The sequence below is a fragment of the Sediminibacterium salmoneum NBRC 103935 genome, from assembly GCF_000511175.1.
Lineage (GTDB): Bacteria > Bacteroidota > Bacteroidia > Chitinophagales > Chitinophagaceae > Sediminibacterium > Sediminibacterium salmoneum.
The window spans coordinates 2,312,864-2,328,468 of record NZ_KI866530.1; the positions used below are offsets into that span (position 1 = coordinate 2,312,864).

14 protein-coding genes are annotated in these 15,605 nt (G+C 40.2%); 4 read left to right on the forward strand and 10 right to left on the reverse strand.

All coding sequences use genetic code 11. From position 1 onward, the window contains the following. The first annotated feature begins 29 nt into the window (after positions 1–29). The 3 genes from P767_RS19170 (at position 30) to kdsB (ending at position 1,830) form a co-directional block, all read left to right on the forward strand. Positions 30–158, forward strand: coding sequence for a helix-turn-helix transcriptional regulator (locus P767_RS19170; RefSeq protein WP_407636328.1), 129 nt, complete (start codon positions 30–32; stop codon positions 156–158). Between the two features lie 70 nt (positions 159–228). Further along, positions 229–1,050, forward strand: coding sequence for a sterol desaturase family protein (locus P767_RS0110870; protein WP_026764516.1), 822 nt, complete (start codon positions 229–231; stop codon positions 1,048–1,050). 63 nt (positions 1,051–1,113) lie between these two features. After that, positions 1,114–1,830, forward strand: a complete 717-nt coding sequence (gene kdsB / locus P767_RS0110875; protein ID WP_026764517.1) for a 3-deoxy-manno-octulosonate cytidylyltransferase — start codon at positions 1,114–1,116, stop codon at positions 1,828–1,830. 6 nt (positions 1,831–1,836) lie between these two features. Here the strand turns inward: kdsB and P767_RS0110880 are convergent, their stop codons facing one another. From P767_RS0110880 to uvrB, 3 genes are read right to left on the reverse strand one after another with little or no spacing between them, the layout of a single operon-like run. Then, the gene (locus tag P767_RS0110880) at positions 1,837–2,910 is read right to left on the reverse strand and encodes an iron-containing alcohol dehydrogenase family protein (RefSeq protein WP_026764518.1); all 1,074 of its coding nucleotides are present in this window, start codon (positions 2,908–2,910) and stop codon (positions 1,837–1,839) included. Between the two features lie 29 nt (positions 2,911–2,939). Continuing rightward, the gene (locus P767_RS16815) at positions 2,940–4,427 is read right to left on the reverse strand and encodes a glycoside hydrolase family 32 protein (protein ID WP_084799924.1); all 1,488 of its coding nucleotides are present in this window, start codon (positions 4,425–4,427) and stop codon (positions 2,940–2,942) included. Positions 4,428–4,476: 49 nt separating this feature from the next. Continuing rightward, positions 4,477–6,513: an excinuclease ABC subunit UvrB gene (gene uvrB / locus P767_RS0110890; RefSeq protein WP_026764519.1), complete on the reverse strand. Its 2,037-nt coding sequence runs from the start codon at positions 6,511–6,513 to the stop codon at positions 4,477–4,479. A gap of 132 nt (positions 6,514–6,645) precedes the next feature. Between uvrB and P767_RS0110895 the strand changes: the two genes are divergently transcribed. Continuing rightward, positions 6,646–7,866: a hypothetical protein gene (locus tag P767_RS0110895; RefSeq protein ID WP_026764520.1), complete on the forward strand. Its 1,221-nt coding sequence runs from the start codon at positions 6,646–6,648 to the stop codon at positions 7,864–7,866. Between the two features lie 35 nt (positions 7,867–7,901). Here the strand turns inward: P767_RS0110895 and P767_RS0110900 are convergent, their stop codons facing one another. The 7 genes from P767_RS0110900 to P767_RS0110930 form a co-directional block, all read right to left on the reverse strand. Then, entirely contained in the window at positions 7,902–8,453 is a 552-nt protein-coding gene (locus P767_RS0110900) for a peptidylprolyl isomerase (RefSeq protein WP_245586877.1), read from the reverse strand. A gap of 62 nt (positions 8,454–8,515) precedes the next feature. Then, positions 8,516–9,676 (reverse strand): esterase-like activity of phytase family protein, encoded by a 1,161-nt coding sequence (locus tag P767_RS16820; RefSeq protein ID WP_037352687.1) that lies wholly within the window; start codon positions 9,674–9,676, stop codon positions 8,516–8,518. A gap of 10 nt (positions 9,677–9,686) precedes the next feature. Next, a complete protein-coding gene (locus P767_RS0110910) occupies positions 9,687–10,301 on the reverse strand; it encodes a response regulator transcription factor (RefSeq protein ID WP_026764522.1) in 615 nt (204 codons plus the stop codon). Continuing rightward, complete coding sequence (locus P767_RS0110915) at positions 10,291–12,147, reverse strand: sensor histidine kinase (protein ID WP_026764523.1); 1,857 nt, start codon at positions 12,145–12,147, stop codon at positions 10,291–10,293. Before P767_RS0110915 ends, P767_RS0110910 begins: the two co-directional genes overlap by 11 nt. 6 nt (positions 12,148–12,153) lie before the next feature. Further along, the gene (locus P767_RS0110920; RefSeq protein WP_026764524.1) at positions 12,154–13,809 is read right to left on the reverse strand and encodes an amidase; all 1,656 of its coding nucleotides are present in this window, start codon (positions 13,807–13,809) and stop codon (positions 12,154–12,156) included. A gap of 37 nt (positions 13,810–13,846) precedes the next feature. Beyond that, entirely contained in the window at positions 13,847–14,764 is a 918-nt protein-coding gene (locus P767_RS17710; RefSeq protein ID WP_051417308.1) for a 1-acyl-sn-glycerol-3-phosphate acyltransferase, read from the reverse strand. Between the two features lie 13 nt (positions 14,765–14,777). Continuing rightward, positions 14,778–15,599, reverse strand: a complete 822-nt coding sequence (locus tag P767_RS0110930; protein ID WP_157611493.1) for a hypothetical protein — start codon at positions 15,597–15,599, stop codon at positions 14,778–14,780. Between the last annotated feature and the right edge of the window lie 6 nt (positions 15,600–15,605).

Genomic DNA, 15,605 nt, shown 5'->3' on the forward strand with positions numbered 1-15,605 from the left:
TTAATATACTAAATTATTCTATTACTCAGATAGCCAATAATTGGTTTTGCAGTGATAAAAATGTTGAATATTACAGGAATCGGATTTACATGAAACTAGGCATTAATACTCGCCACGAATTAATTGCATATGCTAAGAAAATTGGGTACGAGTTTTAATTATTGATAGAATATTTATACCACCTACACAAAAATCTTTTAATGTAATTTGTGTTTAAATTAACGTCAGATGATTGATGCCATTATTGACTACTTCAATACTATTCCTAGCTTACACAGAGCGCTGATATTGGCTGGGGGTATATTGTTTTTCTGGATTGTTGAGGGGATTGTACCATTGGCCAGGTTCAAATACAATAAATACCGTCACGCAGGCATTAACCTGTTTTTCACAGCCACTACCATTATCATCAACTTTGCTTTTGCATTGGTAATTGTAAAAGCCAGCGAATGGGCCATTGCAAACCAATTTGGTTTATTGCAATTGACCACCCTGCCAGCCTGGGTAATGCTGATTGGTGGATTATTATTACTTGATTTGGTTGGCGCTTATTTTATTCATTTCATTGAACACAAAATAAAGTGGATGTGGAAGTTTCATATGGTGCATCATGCAGACACCCATGTAGATACCACCACTGCCAACAGACACCATCCGGGTGAAAGTGTTTTCAGAGCGGTGTTCACAACCATTGGTGTAATTATCTGCGGAGCGCCCATGTGGCTGGTAATGTTGTACCAGAGTTTAAGTGCGGTTTTGTCTCAGTTCAATCATGCGAATATGCGCCTGCCACTTTGGTTAGACAATGCCATTAGCTGGATCATTATTTCTCCGAATATGCACAAAGTGCACCATCACTATAAACAACCACAGACAGACAGCAACTACGGCAATATCTTTTCTATCTGGGACCGTTTATTCGGAACTTATAATTACACCCCCGTAGATTCTTTACGTTACGGATTGGATGTATTAGATGACAGTACAGATGAACAACTCAACTATCAGCTAAAAATTCCTTTCGACAACTCAATAAAAACCCAGTATTAATATTTCCGAATCATTTTTTTCTACTTCAGCCCGAGGTAGTGCATCTTTGTACAAAGTTTCTATATGAAGATTGTTGCGATGATTCCTGCACGTTACGCAGCTACCCGTTTTCCTGCCAAGCTGATGCAGCAACTGGGAAACAAATCCGTGATTCGTCATACCTATGACAATACAATGGCAACGGGATTGTTCAACGATGTGGTAGTGGTAACCGACAGCGATATTATTTTCAAAGAAATAACCAGCCACGGCGGTAAGGCGGTGATGAGCCAAAAAAATCACGAGAGTGGGAGCGACCGGATTGCAGAAGCGGCAGCGGACATGGACGTAGACATTATTGTAAATGTACAGGGAGACGAGCCCTTTGTACAAAAAGATCCGTTGGAAAAATTACTGGCGGTTTTTGCCGATGAAAAAGTAAAGGTAGCTTCTTTGATGCAGGAACTAAAAGATGCCGCATCAATTGAAGACCCTAACTATGTAAAAGTGGCTGTAGATAGAAATATGAATTCGCTGTTCTTTTCACGAAGTGTTATTCCTTATGCCAGAGACAAAAGCATTACCATCGCTTACTACGAACATATTGGTGTATACGCTTTCAGAAAACAGGCACTGATTCATTTTACCAACTGGCCCATGACCCCACTGGAAGCCGCTGAAAAAATTGAATGTCTTCGTTACCTGGAATACGGGGTTCCGTTAAAAATGGTATTGACCCAATACATGGGAGTAGAAATAGACACGCCCGAAGATTTAATTAAAGCGGCTAAGCTTTTATAAAGTTAATTACAATCTCTCGTATAGGGCCCTGAGTTTTTCGCGGGTCATGATTTTTTCCCAATCCTTGCCCAAAGCATTCTCCCACAAGGGCTTCATGCCCAGGGATACATTCATCATGGTTTCGAATTGCTCATCGGTAAGACCTTTGCAAATTCCCTGTGGAATTTCAATATTGTTTTTCTCCACCATTAATTTGAATTCCTTCACACCGGCAGGATAGTATTCTTCCAGGTGATTCATCACGATGCAATTGCCGATACCATGTTTGGTGCCGAGTAAATAGCTTAAACCATAACTTACCGCATGCGCAACTCCCACCTGAGAATAAGCAATGCTCATTCCACCTGCATAAGATGCCATCATCAATTGGTCATCCGATTCATCGTCCCAATGATTCTTCTCCACAAATACTTTCTGACAAAGCTGTAAGGCTTTTTCGCCATAGCTTTTGCTGAACTCATTTAAGTACGTGCCTTCCAAACTTTCAATGCAATGGATATAACAATCCATGCCTGTATAAAAACGCTGATTCACTGGCGCATCCTTGGTTAATTCAGGATCCAGCACAATCTGATCGAAAGGAGTAAAATCAGAATTCATTCCGAGTTTACGGGTAGGTCCTGTTAATACAGTAGTCCTGCTCACTTCAGCTCCTGTTCCGCTTAAGGTTGGAATACCTACTTTATACACACCCGGAACCTGCACAAGATCCCAGCCCTGATAATCTGCAGAGGAACCCGGATTGGTCATCATTAAAGAAACCGCTTTGGCCAAATCCATGGTAGATCCGCCCCCAATTCCAATTACTCCGCTGATGGTTCCGAACTCTTCTCTTAAAGAACGGGCCAATGCATCTACCTGTGTGGTCTTGGGTTCATAGGTTACGTCTGCTAATATGATTTTATCTTTTCCTCTTAAAGGAATTCTATTGAGTAAAGCCTTGCCTTCAAAATAATGGTCTACCAAAAACACCATGGGTGCATCTCCCTTTCTGTGCGGCGTTAAAATTTCATCTAACTGATTAAAACTTCCGCGGCCGAAAACCACATAACTGACCATTTTAAAATTCCTGAAACTCATAGTATTATTTTACTGTGCAAAGATCGTGTTTATTTCCAGATGGATCTCATGGGCCAGAACCAGATATTTTCGAAGACAGAAACATTTCCGTCGCTGAAGAACTCGATACCTGTATCATTTTCTTCCGGAAATATCTGAGAAGTGAAAACCAATTCGCCATCATTGGCATATACTTCAATAATGCTCTTATCAAAAAAGATATGCAGTTTCACCTTGTCGTTTTGCTGTTTTAAATACGCATTCTTCTTAGCAAAATAAGGGTACTGTCTGCTGAACCCGGAAGGTGTATTGGTTCTGTCAATAAAGAGTTGTTCCAAAGTGGCGTCGTATCCGATCACAAAACTACGATTACCTCCTACGGCAATTTTAATCCCACTGATGCTGGTAATGGCAGGCTTTAGATCTACTTCCATTTCAAAACAATTGCTGCGGAAAGGAAGGGTATAACCATTCTTTACTGCAATGGGTCCATTCAATACCTGACCCGTAGAACGCATGGCACGCAAGGCTTTGATGGGTTCCTGTACCAGCACCCACTCCGATCCCATTTTTTTCACCGCCAGTTTTCTGGGAATAGACATGGCCCCTTTCCAGGGATTGGTGGGAATTTCATTGGCATAATTCCAGTTGTTTACCCATCCTACAGAAACCGGAATTTTATCAGGTGTATTTTTATAGGTGATAGCTGCATAATAATCACTGCCATAATCGGGACGCACAATTTTATTGGAAGGATTCTCATTGTAGAATTTGTATCCATCAAACTCCCCCACAAAATATTGCATGCTGGAGTTCTGTGAAACCAGCAACACCCATTTCTTTTTGTCGGGTTCTCCAACCACCGGAACCTGAATTAAGTCAGGGCACTCCCATACACCAGAAGTATCACCAATGGGACCAAAGTCGCCTTGATAGGTCCACTGTTTCAAACTAAAAGAAGTGTAAAAAGAAATCATTTTTTCATTGGGCATGGCCACTACCATCACCCACTGCTTTGACCTGTCGTGCCAGAATACATTGGGATCTCGGAAATCAGTCATGTTTAAATCAAGAACAGGATTACCGGAATACCTGCTCCAGGATCTTCCATTGTCTATACTATACGCCAGGTGCTGGGATTGATTAAGACTGTCGTGTGCCGTAAACACAGCCACCAGCGGTGGATTCTCTTTGTTATTGCTTAGTGCACTGGTGTTTTTTGCATCGTATACAACCGATCCGGAAAAAGCCATTTTACCTCCCTCTACTCTTAGTGCCAGCGGTAGTGGCGTCCACTTCACCATGTCTTTACTCACTGCATGTCCCCAGCTCATAAAACCCCAATTGTTTCCGAAGGGATTGTGTTGATAAAACAAATGGTATTCTCCATTGTGATAAATCAGGCCATTCGGGTCATTAATCCAGTTTTTCTGTGAAGAAAAATGGTACTGAGGTCGGAAGCGCTCCGCATAGTAGGGCGTTTGAGCCTGCATTACAAAGGGTATCATCGTGAGGAGAAAGAGTACCGTTTTTTTCATGAATCAAAAATATGCTTGCTTAAATTTAATGAATTCTGTGCAGGAAGAATTATTTCATGCCTTCCAGCTTTTTTTGCAGGTTGAACATTTCATCTCTTAATCTTGCCGCCTCAATAAAATCTAAATCACGGGCTGCTTTTTCCATTTCCTTCTTCACTTTCTTAATCGCATTCTCCACCTGCGGAATAGTACTAAAAGTTTCCTGCTCTTCAGCAGCATGTACCACCAGTGGCGCATCGGCCTGCACGGCATAAGGATTGGATGGATCATAGCCCTTGATATCCAGCACAGAAGTCTGAGCAAATACCTGCTCCTTGCTTTTGGTTACCGTTGTGGGAATGATATTGTGCTCCTGGTTATACGCAATCTGCTTTGCTCTTCTTCTGTTGGTTTCGTCAATGGTCCGCTGCATACTTTCTGTCATCTTATCCGCATAGAAAATAACCAGGCCGTTTACATTTCTTGCAGCACGACCCGCCGTTTGCGTTAAGGAACGTTCGTTGCGCAAAAACCCTTCTTTGTCTGCGTCCAAAATAGCCACCAGCGAAACTTCCGGCAGGTCCAATCCCTCCCTCAATAAATTCACACCCACCAATACATCAATTACGCCCAAACGCAGGTCCCGTAGAATTTCTACGCGTTCCAAAGTGTCTACATCGGAGTGAATGTATTTGGATTTGATATTGATTCTTCCAAGGTATTTATCCATTTCCTCCGCCATTCTTTTGGTAAGGGTGGTTACCAACACACGGTCACCTTTTTTAACCCGATCATCTATGGCATCGAGTAAATCATCAATCTGGTTGGTGCTGGGTCTTATTTCAATAGGGGGATCCAATAAGCCGGTAGGACGTACTACCTGCTCTACCACAACGCCCCCCGTTTTTTCCAGCTCGTATTCACCGGGAGTGGCGCTTACAAAAATGGTCTGACCTGTCAGGCTTTCAAATTCATGAAAATTAAGCGGTCGGTTGTCCATAGCACTGGGTAATCGGAAACCATAATCAACCAATACCAGTTTACGGCTTCTGTCACCTCCATACATACCCGCCACTTGCGGAATGGTCTGATGGCTTTCATCAATCACACATAAAAAATCCTTTGGGAAATAATCGAGTAAACAGAAGGGGCGGGTGCCTGGCTTTCTTCTGTCAAAAAACCTTGAGTAGTTTTCAATACCGTTACAATAGCCCAGCTCTCTGATCATTTCCAGATCGTATTCCACTCTTTCTTTTAACCGGGATGCTTCAATAAACTTGCCCACCGATTTAAAATATTCAACCTGCAGCATCATTTCATCCTGAATCTCATGCATCACTTGCGTAATCATGTCTTTGGGCGCCAGGTAAAGGTTTGCGGGGAATATGGCCGCTGCATCCATGAGGCCAATGCGCTTATTCGTAGCCGTATCAATGCTTTCTATTTCTTCAATTTCGTCTCCGAAAAAAGTAATGCGGTAACCAAAATCCACATAGGGCAGATTAATGTCGACCGTATCACCTTTTACCCTGAAGGTTCCGCGGGTAAAATCGCCCTGTGAACGATTGTACAAAGAGTTAACCAATGAATGTAAAAATCCCTGTCTCGACAATACCTGTCCTTTTTGAATCCGGATAATTCCGTTTTCATATTCGGTAGGATTACCCATACCATAAATACAGCTAACGCTGGCTACTACAATAATATCTCTTCTGCCGCTCAGGAGTTGGGTAGTGGCCTGTAATCTTAATTTATCTAGTTCCTCATTAATGCTGAGGTCCTTTTCAATATAGGTTCCGGTAACAGGCATATAGGCTTCCGGCTGATAATAGTCGTAGTAACTAACAAAATACCCAACGGCGTTCTCAGGAAAAAACTGTTTGAATTCCCCATATAACTGGGCCACCAGGGTCTTGTTATGCGTTAAAACCAGGGTGGGGCGCTGTACCTGTTGAATCAGATTGGCAATGGTAAAGGTTTTACCACTTCCGGTAACGCCCAGCAAAGTTTGGTATTGCTCGCCTTCGTTTACGCCACGCACCAGGGCTTCAATGGCTTTGGGCTGATCTCCTGCAGGTTGATAATTCGTGTGTAATTGAAAAGGCATGGCTTAATTATGGAGCAAATTTAACCGTAAATAGGGCAAAAAGGGGAGAATACTGGTTTTTAACAAGGCTTTGAAAAAACTTAATATTAATTAATTGTTACCTTTTTGTAACTTCAGTTGAATCCTCTATCGTTGAAAAAGAGTGTCTGGACCATATTAATTCTTTGGGGCTGTATACTTGGGAAGCCCGCACTGGCTCAGCAGAACAAAATAACTGCAGAAACATCTTACGTAGATTTCTATGGGGATACAGTACATACCCCTGCTATTCATCAATTAAAGGTTTCATTAACCACCCCGCTGACCCATTCGGTGATTGAAGGTTTTTATGTTGCCCTGAATCAACTGCCTTTTCAGGAACTGGTTAATAATCTGCTAGCTTATAAAAACGAAAAGCAACTGGACGACTGGTTGTATTATCAGTTAATCAGAACCACCGCTGAGGCCATCAGTCCTAAAAAAGACAATTATCATCGCTACACTTTATACAAATGGTTTTTACTCAATCAGACGGGTTACGATGCCATTACCCGATTGAGAAACGATACATTGCTCATGTATATTCAGTCTGGTGAAAGTGTGTATGATATACCTTCGATGGTGTTGAATGGCACACAATACATTTGCCTGAACTATCACGATTATGGTAGCAATATTGATTTTAATGCCGGTGCTTTTAAAAATATAGAATTGGTTAAGAGAAATAATTTAGCAAAAGCCTTCTCTTACAAAATAAACCGGATGCCCGATTTTAATCCGGCACTGTATGAAATTAAGCCGCTTCAGTTTGCTTATGGACAAAGGAATTATGAGTTTAAGGTAAAAGTGAACAAGTCTATTAACAAACTATTCAACAACTATCCTTCCGTTGAATATGCCATGCAGTTTACGGCACCTTTAAGTAATACGACTTATCAGTCATTGATTCCTGCATTAAAGGATGTGGTGGCAAAAATGGATCAGAAAAAAGGAGTGGATTACCTGATGCACCTAACAAGATCATCTTTCGCATTTGAAAACGATGCGGCCATTTACGGAAAAGACATGCGCTTCTCACCAGAACAAACTTTGTATTCAGCTTACAGCGATTGCGAAGACAGGGCTGCCTTTTTCTTTTATCTGGTAAAAGAAATTTACAACCTTCCAATGATCGTTTTATCCTATCCGCAACACGTAACCGTTGCTGTTCAGTTTGATGCGCCACAGAGCAATCCTATCATGTACAAGGGAAACCCCTACTGGGTATGCGAACCCACGCCGCAATGGAAGGATTTAAAAATTGGTCAGGGAATTCCTTCTTTGAAAAAACAGGCATTTGAAGTGGTATATGAATACCTGCCTGCACAACGATAAGTTTTGTTTTATTTCATTCTTGATTCAGAAGGAGGTTACTTTCTTCTGATTGTGTGTATATAAACCGGTGGTTGCAGGTATTGATTGGCTTCTTTCAGATTATGTATTTTCCTTACAATCGGCATTCCTTTAACTACTGAACCAAAAGCCGCAAAACCCAGTCCGTCTTCCATATTCTCTCCGCCAAAGTCAAAGCCCGTTTCATCTTCCACCATAATAAAAAATTCAGGGCCGGCTGATCCCGGTTCGTTTCTGGCCATAGAGATGGTACCTTCTTTGTGTAATATGCCTGTTTGTTTGGTGCTTTCGTGTGGAATACCCGGAAGACTTTGCGCCAATTCATTGTTCGATTTCCAGATTCCCCCCTGTACTAAAAAAGCCTTGGGGGCATTGGAGGGTTGATTGTACATATTCAATACCCGATAAAAATTGGACTGATCGTAGTAACCTGAATCAATATAACGCAAAAATGCATTAGCGGTTAAAGGTGCTTTATCCGTGTACAATTCAATTTCAATTTCACCATAGCCTGTTTCAATAATAATATGGGGAAGACCCGTCTTTTCCGGGGATTTGCAGGATGTCATACAAACAAACATCCAAAGAGTTACGAATAGATTTACCTTTAATATACATGAGCGTATACTCATTATTTATCGGACTTTTTATCTGTGATTAGTTCAAGTAACATAAACTGTGTTTGTTGCAAAGGGCTGAAATTATTATCGGAAACCAGAATCACAGACCTGTTGCCGTTAGGAAGCAGTGGTCCCAGGGTAATTCCTTCAATATTGTCTGTATAAATTCCCAACTGGTCCATATTCACCAATAATGTTTTCTTCATGGGCTGGTATGCTTCTCTGTTTATTAAAGATCCCAGCGAGGATACATCTGTTGCATTATTATAATCTGCTAAAAATATCCTGATGGTACAGGGAACTCTTCCGGTTGAATAAGATCTTTCCAACACCAGTAGTTGATTGTTTCCTATGTATAAAAACTCTGGTACCCCATTTATATAATAAGCATTTGCGGGATTGGGCAAATGAGCAACAGATTCAAGCTGGTAAGCAAACTGTCTGGTTGACTTTTTCTTTTTTGTATCAAATTCAAAAAAACGAATCATTGCCTGATTTTTCTCTAGTGCCGCCCTTGGTCCATCTTCATAAAGTGGTTCTTCCACACTGGTCATGAGATAACGAAAATCATGGGTAAAACTCATTCCTTCCAGCACTCCATTTTGTCTGGGTCCTTTTTCCAATGCAGACATCATTAAATTTTCTGGCATCCTGAAACTATCCTTCCACATACCTGCCTTATTAATCAGGTGAATGGCCGGATTATTCAATATGGTATCTTTTGCTCTGAATAGTCTTTCCCCTTCACTTGACCAAACCAGGTTACGACCAGATGGAATATAACGCATACCCTCAGGATCAGGAACCCTGAAAGGATTTTCCTTGTTTCCGGGGTAAGTCTTACCATTCTGATCTAGTAAGAAATACCTGTTGGTGAAAAATACAGAATCAATTTTTTTCTCTCCAATATTGATTTTTGCTGTATAATACCTTGCCGGGTTTATAGAGGACCGATCATCGCAAACCAGAAAATAAGAATCTGACTTTTCATCGTAGTCAATAGAAGACAAACCCCCAACTGTGGTTTCTTTGTATTGCAGATTAAAGGGGACAGTATAAGTATGTAAATACTTCAGTTCCTTTATAGATTCAGCGGGCTGAACGGCTATTTGTTTATACGTTGTACAGGAAGTTAGGGCAGCCAGTGCTGTAAACAATAAGGACTTTCTCATTAAGGGTATTTTACCATTTGTTAATACGGGCATATTGAACCATCATGGCCGTATTTTTCAGATTTAATTTGCGCAAGATATTTCTTCTATGCGTATTTATGGTCAAAACACTCAAATTAATAGCATCTGCAATTTCCTGGCTGGTCAAGCCCTTGCTGATGAGTGATACAATTTCCTTTTCTCTTTTGCTTAGTCCCCCTTCGGTTTCATTCATCAAAGCTGGAGCATCGTTACCCCACATAAAACAGGATTGATTGTGCAAAACCGTTTCTATTGCTTCAATCAATTCGTCGGATGAAAGATTTTTAATGATATATCCCTTTATACCCAGGGCTTTGCATTCCAGCATAATATCCTGATCGTTCTCCATGCTGAGAATGATGATTTTGGCTTCCGGAAACTGAAACAAAATCTTCTCGGCAACCTGATAACCCGTTCCATCCGGAAAATGGTAGTCCAATAAATAAATATCTGGCCTTCTGTCAATATACAATTGAACAGCATCCCTGGTATTGAATGCTTCCCCAACCCAGTTTATCCAATCCTGTTCTTTTAAAACGCTTCGGATTCCCTCAGCAAAAATTTTATGATCATCTGCAATGGCAATTTTGGTTCTATTGGGCATGAGAGGGGGTTTTCAGTCCGGATATTTCAATTACAATACTAGTACCATTTGTGTTGGAATCAATAGAAATTTTTCCACCTAAATACGCCACCCTGTATTGGATATTCTTTAATCCAATTCCGGCATTTTTATTAGATGAAAAACCGATGCCATTGTCTTCTACCAGCAGGGTAATGGTTTCATTGTTTTTTTCTTCCCATATGGAAATAAAAACTTCTGTTGCCTGTGCATGTTTCTTTACATTGTAAATTAATTCAGAAACAATTCTATATAAGCCGGCTTCAACAGGCAATGGATATCGCTTACTGATACTGGAATCCAGATGCGTTACAAACTGATTAGCTGCATTCCAACGGGAAACTGTTTTTTCTAAAATATATACCAAACCCTTTTCGGGCAAGCTAACCGGCATTAGATCATGTGCTATATTTCTTAAATCCTCAATGGCTTCCGATAATTGAGTGTCTAACCATTCCTGATTAGCGACATCCGTTTTCAATTTGTTGAAAGCGCCTATTCGTATACTTCCCAACAGTCCACCCAATCCATCATGCAGCTCTCTGGCCAATCTTGATCGTTCTTCTTCCTGGGCCTGAATCATTCTATCCGCTTGTTGGTTTCTCTCATTAACCAGCTCCTGCTCTGCAAGCTCTCTTTCCTGTTTATAATAATTATACCGCTGGCTTAAACCAAAGGAAAGAATAGTGCTGTTGGCAAGAATACCAATTGCTGAACCATATCGATTAATAAAGAATACCCAATCTGCCTCTAAATTGTATTGAGACAAAATGATCAAAATTCCAAAAACGGATTGTGCAAGAAAAGCAATGAGAAAAAACAATGCAATTGTTTTCATCTTTTTATAGCTCTTCGCAATAAAAAATATTACGGTCAGCATAGAAATAAACCAGAGTATATTGGCAATACTCAAAGTCAATAGTCGAATCAGCTGATTGGCCATAACTATATTGCCAAATACAAATACAACCAATAGAAGGATTAACAGTGATTGTAAAATTCTGGTGAACCCTATGTAAAGAGGTTTTCTTTCATCGGGTGTAAAATAACGGCTGGCCAGTTCCAATATTAATAAAAAGGAGGTTGTGCTAAAAACAGGTCTTGCCTTACTGGCCCAATCGGGGGTGTTGGGCCAAAAATATTGAAAGCCTAATCCCCAGTTTGCTATCACCCATAATGCTGACGACCCAATGAATAAAATATAAAAAACATGGATATTGTCTTTTAATGAAGACCATAAAAAAATATTCAGCAAGCCCAGAAAAATCATCCAACCTAAAAAAACACCGTATACCATTTTTTGATTGGAGAGATAATTAATTGTTTCTTTTTGAGTAATCACCCTGATGGGTACCTCTAAAGACTCCCCTCTTTTATCAACCTCAATCAACAGCCCTTCCGTATTATCAGGAATAGCAAACCAATAATCAGGATCGTCGAGTACTCTTTTTTCAAAAGGAAAATAATCGCCCGATTCATAAGCAAGCTCCGGTTGATTGTTTTTTATTGTATAGATTCTGATTTCATTGATATGGGGATTAGCCACCTGGAGAAAATAGCCTGCTTCAGCCGGAGTTTCTGTAAAAATCCACCACTTGTTAGCTGAAAAGCCGGGATTAAAAAATCCATTGATGATGGCTCTTTTACTGTTTTGTAATTGAATGGTTGCCTGATGGGGTGTTAGTTTATTTTTATCCTCCAGCACTTTCATCCTGGCAGTCTCAATATTTTTCCCCGATTGGGTTAACGTGTAAAGTAAAAGGATGAATCCCGTAAATAGCAATATACTTACACTGATAGCAAGTGGCTTGTTGTTGAACTTAAACATTAACTGCTATTTAATGAAAGAAGGAGGGAATATGGTTTCCCAATCTGTCAGGGATTGATAATATTTAGCTGCCAACAAAATGGATGCCTCGTCAAATAAATTTCCAATAAAACTGATACTGGTAGGAAGCCCTGTTCTTTTATCGAATCCTGTAGGAGTGCATACTACCGGCTGACCGGTTAAATTGGTAATAGCCGATTGATTTCCGCTTCCTCTGGTTGGGCATATCAATACATCGATATCCTTCAATGCCGCATGTATTTTTTGCTGCAGTTCGTAACGCATTCTGTTGGCGTTTACGTATTCAACAGCAGGAACAAGTCGGGAAACCCTGAAACTGTTCGGCCAGTCAAATGGTCCCTGTCTGGTTAATTCATCATCAATATTATAACGAGTTAAATCATCAAAAGCTGCGGCAGATTCGGCACTAATAATTACATCCATGATATTTGCTTTATATACTGCCGTGTCGGGAAACTCAACCGGTATCAATTCAATGCCCTGTTCTTTAAACATATTTAGCACCTTCCATTCATTTCTGGATGTATCACTGATTAAATCAAAATAGTTTTTAGCATATCCAATGCGAAGTTTTTTCACTTCTGCATCTGGCTGATAATTGAAAGGAACATTCAAGGCTGATCTGTCTAATCCATCCGTTCCATGTATATAACTAAATACAATTGCAGCGTCTTCTGCAGATCTGCAAATGGGACCAATTTTATCTAAGCTCCAGCTTAATGCCATTGCACCGGTTCTGCTAATCCGTCCAAAAGTGGGTCTTAAACCCGTGGCACCACAGGTTGAAGAAGGGGAGATAATAGAACCCCAGGTTTCTGTTCCAATGGCAAAGGGAACCAGTCCGGCAACGGTTGCTGATGCCGAACCTGCAGAAGATCCTGAAGATCCTGTTTTTAGATTCCAGGGATTTTTTGTTCTGCCGCCAAACCAATAGTCACCCATGGCCAATGAACCCAGTGTAAACTTAGCAACCAATACTGCCCCCGCCTCTGAAAGACGATTGTATACATAGGCATCTTCTTCTATTACCTGATCTTTGTACGGCGCTGCGCCCCAGGTAGTTCTGGTTCCCTTAACTGAAAACAAATCTTTTAAACCATAGGGTATACCATGTAATAAGCCCTTATATTTTCCGGCAGCTATTTCTTCATCTGCTTTTTGGGCCTGATCCAAGGCAAGGTCTTCGGTAATAGAGATAACACATTGTAAACTATCTCCGTATTGGCGAATACGATTGATAAAAAATCGGGTAAGTTCTACCGAGCTTATTTTTTTGGATTTAAGAAGTGCTGCTAAATCGGATACACTATAAAAAGCCAGTTCTGACAACTGTTTTGGAAGCTGCACCTGTTTATTCAATTTCCATTTAATGGGTTTCTGTTTGGTGGGAAGTTCCAGACCCGGCACAACCGGATTTTGCCAAAGACTCATGGGAATACTATTGGGTATGCTTTTTTTATGCATACTGGTATAAACCCTTAAGTTGTCTTTTACACCCTCAAACATGGTATCAATTTCTTTTTCTGTGAATTGTAAATGAAAAAGCTTAGATGCCGATAGAAGGTCTTTTTTTGAAATGGTATCCTGTGCGCTTATTTCAGCACAGAAGATCATACTTAGTAGAAGCAATATGTTTCTCATGGTTCCTACAAATTACCAATATTATTGGGCTATACCATTATTCGTTTGGATTTTTCACCAAAACAATGCACCGGGCCATCATCAGGAATATCAATAAAGGCAGCAAACTCAGCCAGCCTAAAAGGGAAACAGCCCACAAAGCAATTATGAGAATGAGTATAGGATAAAACAAGAATAAAGCAGCAAATAAAACGGAGTCATGAAAAACTGTGTTGCGGGTTTTCCTTTCAATAAGGGTATCCAGCCAATGGAAAAACCAGCGATGTGTTAAATAACCAATTTGTCCAAGGAGTTTTACCAGCTTGCCCTGTGCTGGTTTTTTGTTTTCGGGCACTTGAATTAACCGATTCAAACCCTGATGAATACAATCATTAAAATGGCGCATATTTCTGGCCCGGTCATTAAACGGGAATAACTGTTCTGCCGTTAAGGGATTGCCCGGAATAATTTGTACAGTTGAACCCCAGGTATTAAAGCGATTATAGGCAATGCCTAGTGGCAGAATCTGCAATGGTTGTTTTCCTTTATAATCCAGGGCAATTCTGGCTGCCCCTTTTTTAAATGGCTGCAGTTGATTGGTTAACAAACAGATTCCTTCTATAAAAATTAGCACGATGCCATTATTTTCTAACACTTTCTGAGAAGCTTTAAACGCGTATTCATTCAGGTATAGGTTTTCCTTTCCCTCGCTTAATCTGTAAATGGGTATCATATTGAGCAGGCTTAATAAAAACCGGTGAAATGGTTTTTTAAAAGCATCTCCCCTTGCCAGAAAATGGATGGGCTTTTTAAAATATGCCCCAATTAAAATGGCATCTAAAAAAGAATTAGGATGATTGGCGGTGATTAATACCGGACCTTTTATAGCATAAACATTCGAATAGCTGACATGAATTTTTCTAAAGAAAAAATAAAGTGCAACACGTATAAATGGCTTGATAATCCGGTATAACAAGGAAAACTATTTTCTATGGCAATCTTACTGTTACAAAGAAATTAACACCCATACCCAATCCAGCGTTCCGGCCCAGCAAAGTATAATATGCCTGAATGGTTGGTGTAATAGATCGGTTTATTTTTCTTCCAACACTAACATTCATAGTGGCAGCGTTGAAGTTTTTATTTAATTGCAGATTGGGGTTAAATGCAGTATTCACACTTTGAGAAACCAGATGCGCAATGGATGCAGTTACCGATGTGTGTTTATTGTACATTTTCCCGATTGTTAAGGATCCCCGGTACTGATTGGGGCCGTCCTGTGAATCTAAAAAGCGGGTATACATAAATTCAAGAATGGCATATCCGTTTTTATAGGGTGTAAAAGAGTAGTTAGCACCCATCATCACTGCTTTAGAGGCAAATCCCAGATAGGGGGTTTGGTTATTCTGATACGCGGGTACACCCACTGCCGCTTTTAAAGTGAAATAGCGTTTATAATCCACAGATGGAAAATGAAAAGACAAGCCAACATTAATATCTGTTATACCAGATCTGGTTTCAGAATTATTACCATTTACAAGGGTTTGTTTTGCAAAAGGTAAAGTAGCCGTTAAATCAATTCTTCTGCCAAGGCCATGCATTACATTTAAACTATAAAAAGTAGACTGAAAATAATCTCCGGGAAAATTGTTCGTCAACTTTCCGTTTGCATCAAAAAACTTGTCTGAATAAAAATAATTAAAGGTACCAGTGATGGCTGTTCTACGCTTACCTATAGGATAGTCGGCCCTGGCCTCACCAACGGAAAGCGCCATTACCGTAAAAAGAAAAATGATATATGATTTAGACAATTGCAT

Bases quoted from the DNA above. Each gene is read 5' to 3' on its own strand.
- P767_RS0110870 (WP_026764516.1), top strand. From the start codon at position 229: ATGATTGATGCCATTATTGACTACTTCAATACTATTCCTAGCTTACAC.
- kdsB (WP_026764517.1), top strand. From the start codon at position 1,114: ATGAAGATTGTTGCGATGATTCCTGCACGTTACGCAGCTACCCGTTTT.
- P767_RS0110880 (WP_026764518.1), bottom strand. From the start codon at position 2,910: ATGAGTTTCAGGAATTTTAAAATGGTCAGTTATGTGGTTTTCGGCCGC.
- P767_RS16815 (WP_084799924.1), bottom strand. From the start codon at position 4,427: ATGAAAAAAACGGTACTCTTTCTCCTCACGATGATACCCTTTGTAATG.
- uvrB (WP_026764519.1), bottom strand. From the start codon at position 6,513: ATGCCTTTTCAATTACACACGAATTATCAACCTGCAGGAGATCAGCCC.
- P767_RS0110900 (WP_245586877.1), bottom strand. From the start codon at position 8,453: ATGACATCCTGCAAATCCCCGGAAAAGACGGGTCTTCCCCATATTATT.
- P767_RS16820 (WP_037352687.1), bottom strand. From the start codon at position 9,676: ATGAGAAAGTCCTTATTGTTTACAGCACTGGCTGCCCTAACTTCCTGT.
- P767_RS0110910 (WP_026764522.1), bottom strand. From the start codon at position 10,301: ATGCCCAATAGAACCAAAATTGCCATTGCAGATGATCATAAAATTTTT.
- P767_RS0110915 (WP_026764523.1), bottom strand. From the start codon at position 12,147: ATGTTTAAGTTCAACAACAAGCCACTTGCTATCAGTGTAAGTATATTG.
- P767_RS0110920 (WP_026764524.1), bottom strand. From the start codon at position 13,809: ATGAGAAACATATTGCTTCTACTAAGTATGATCTTCTGTGCTGAAATA.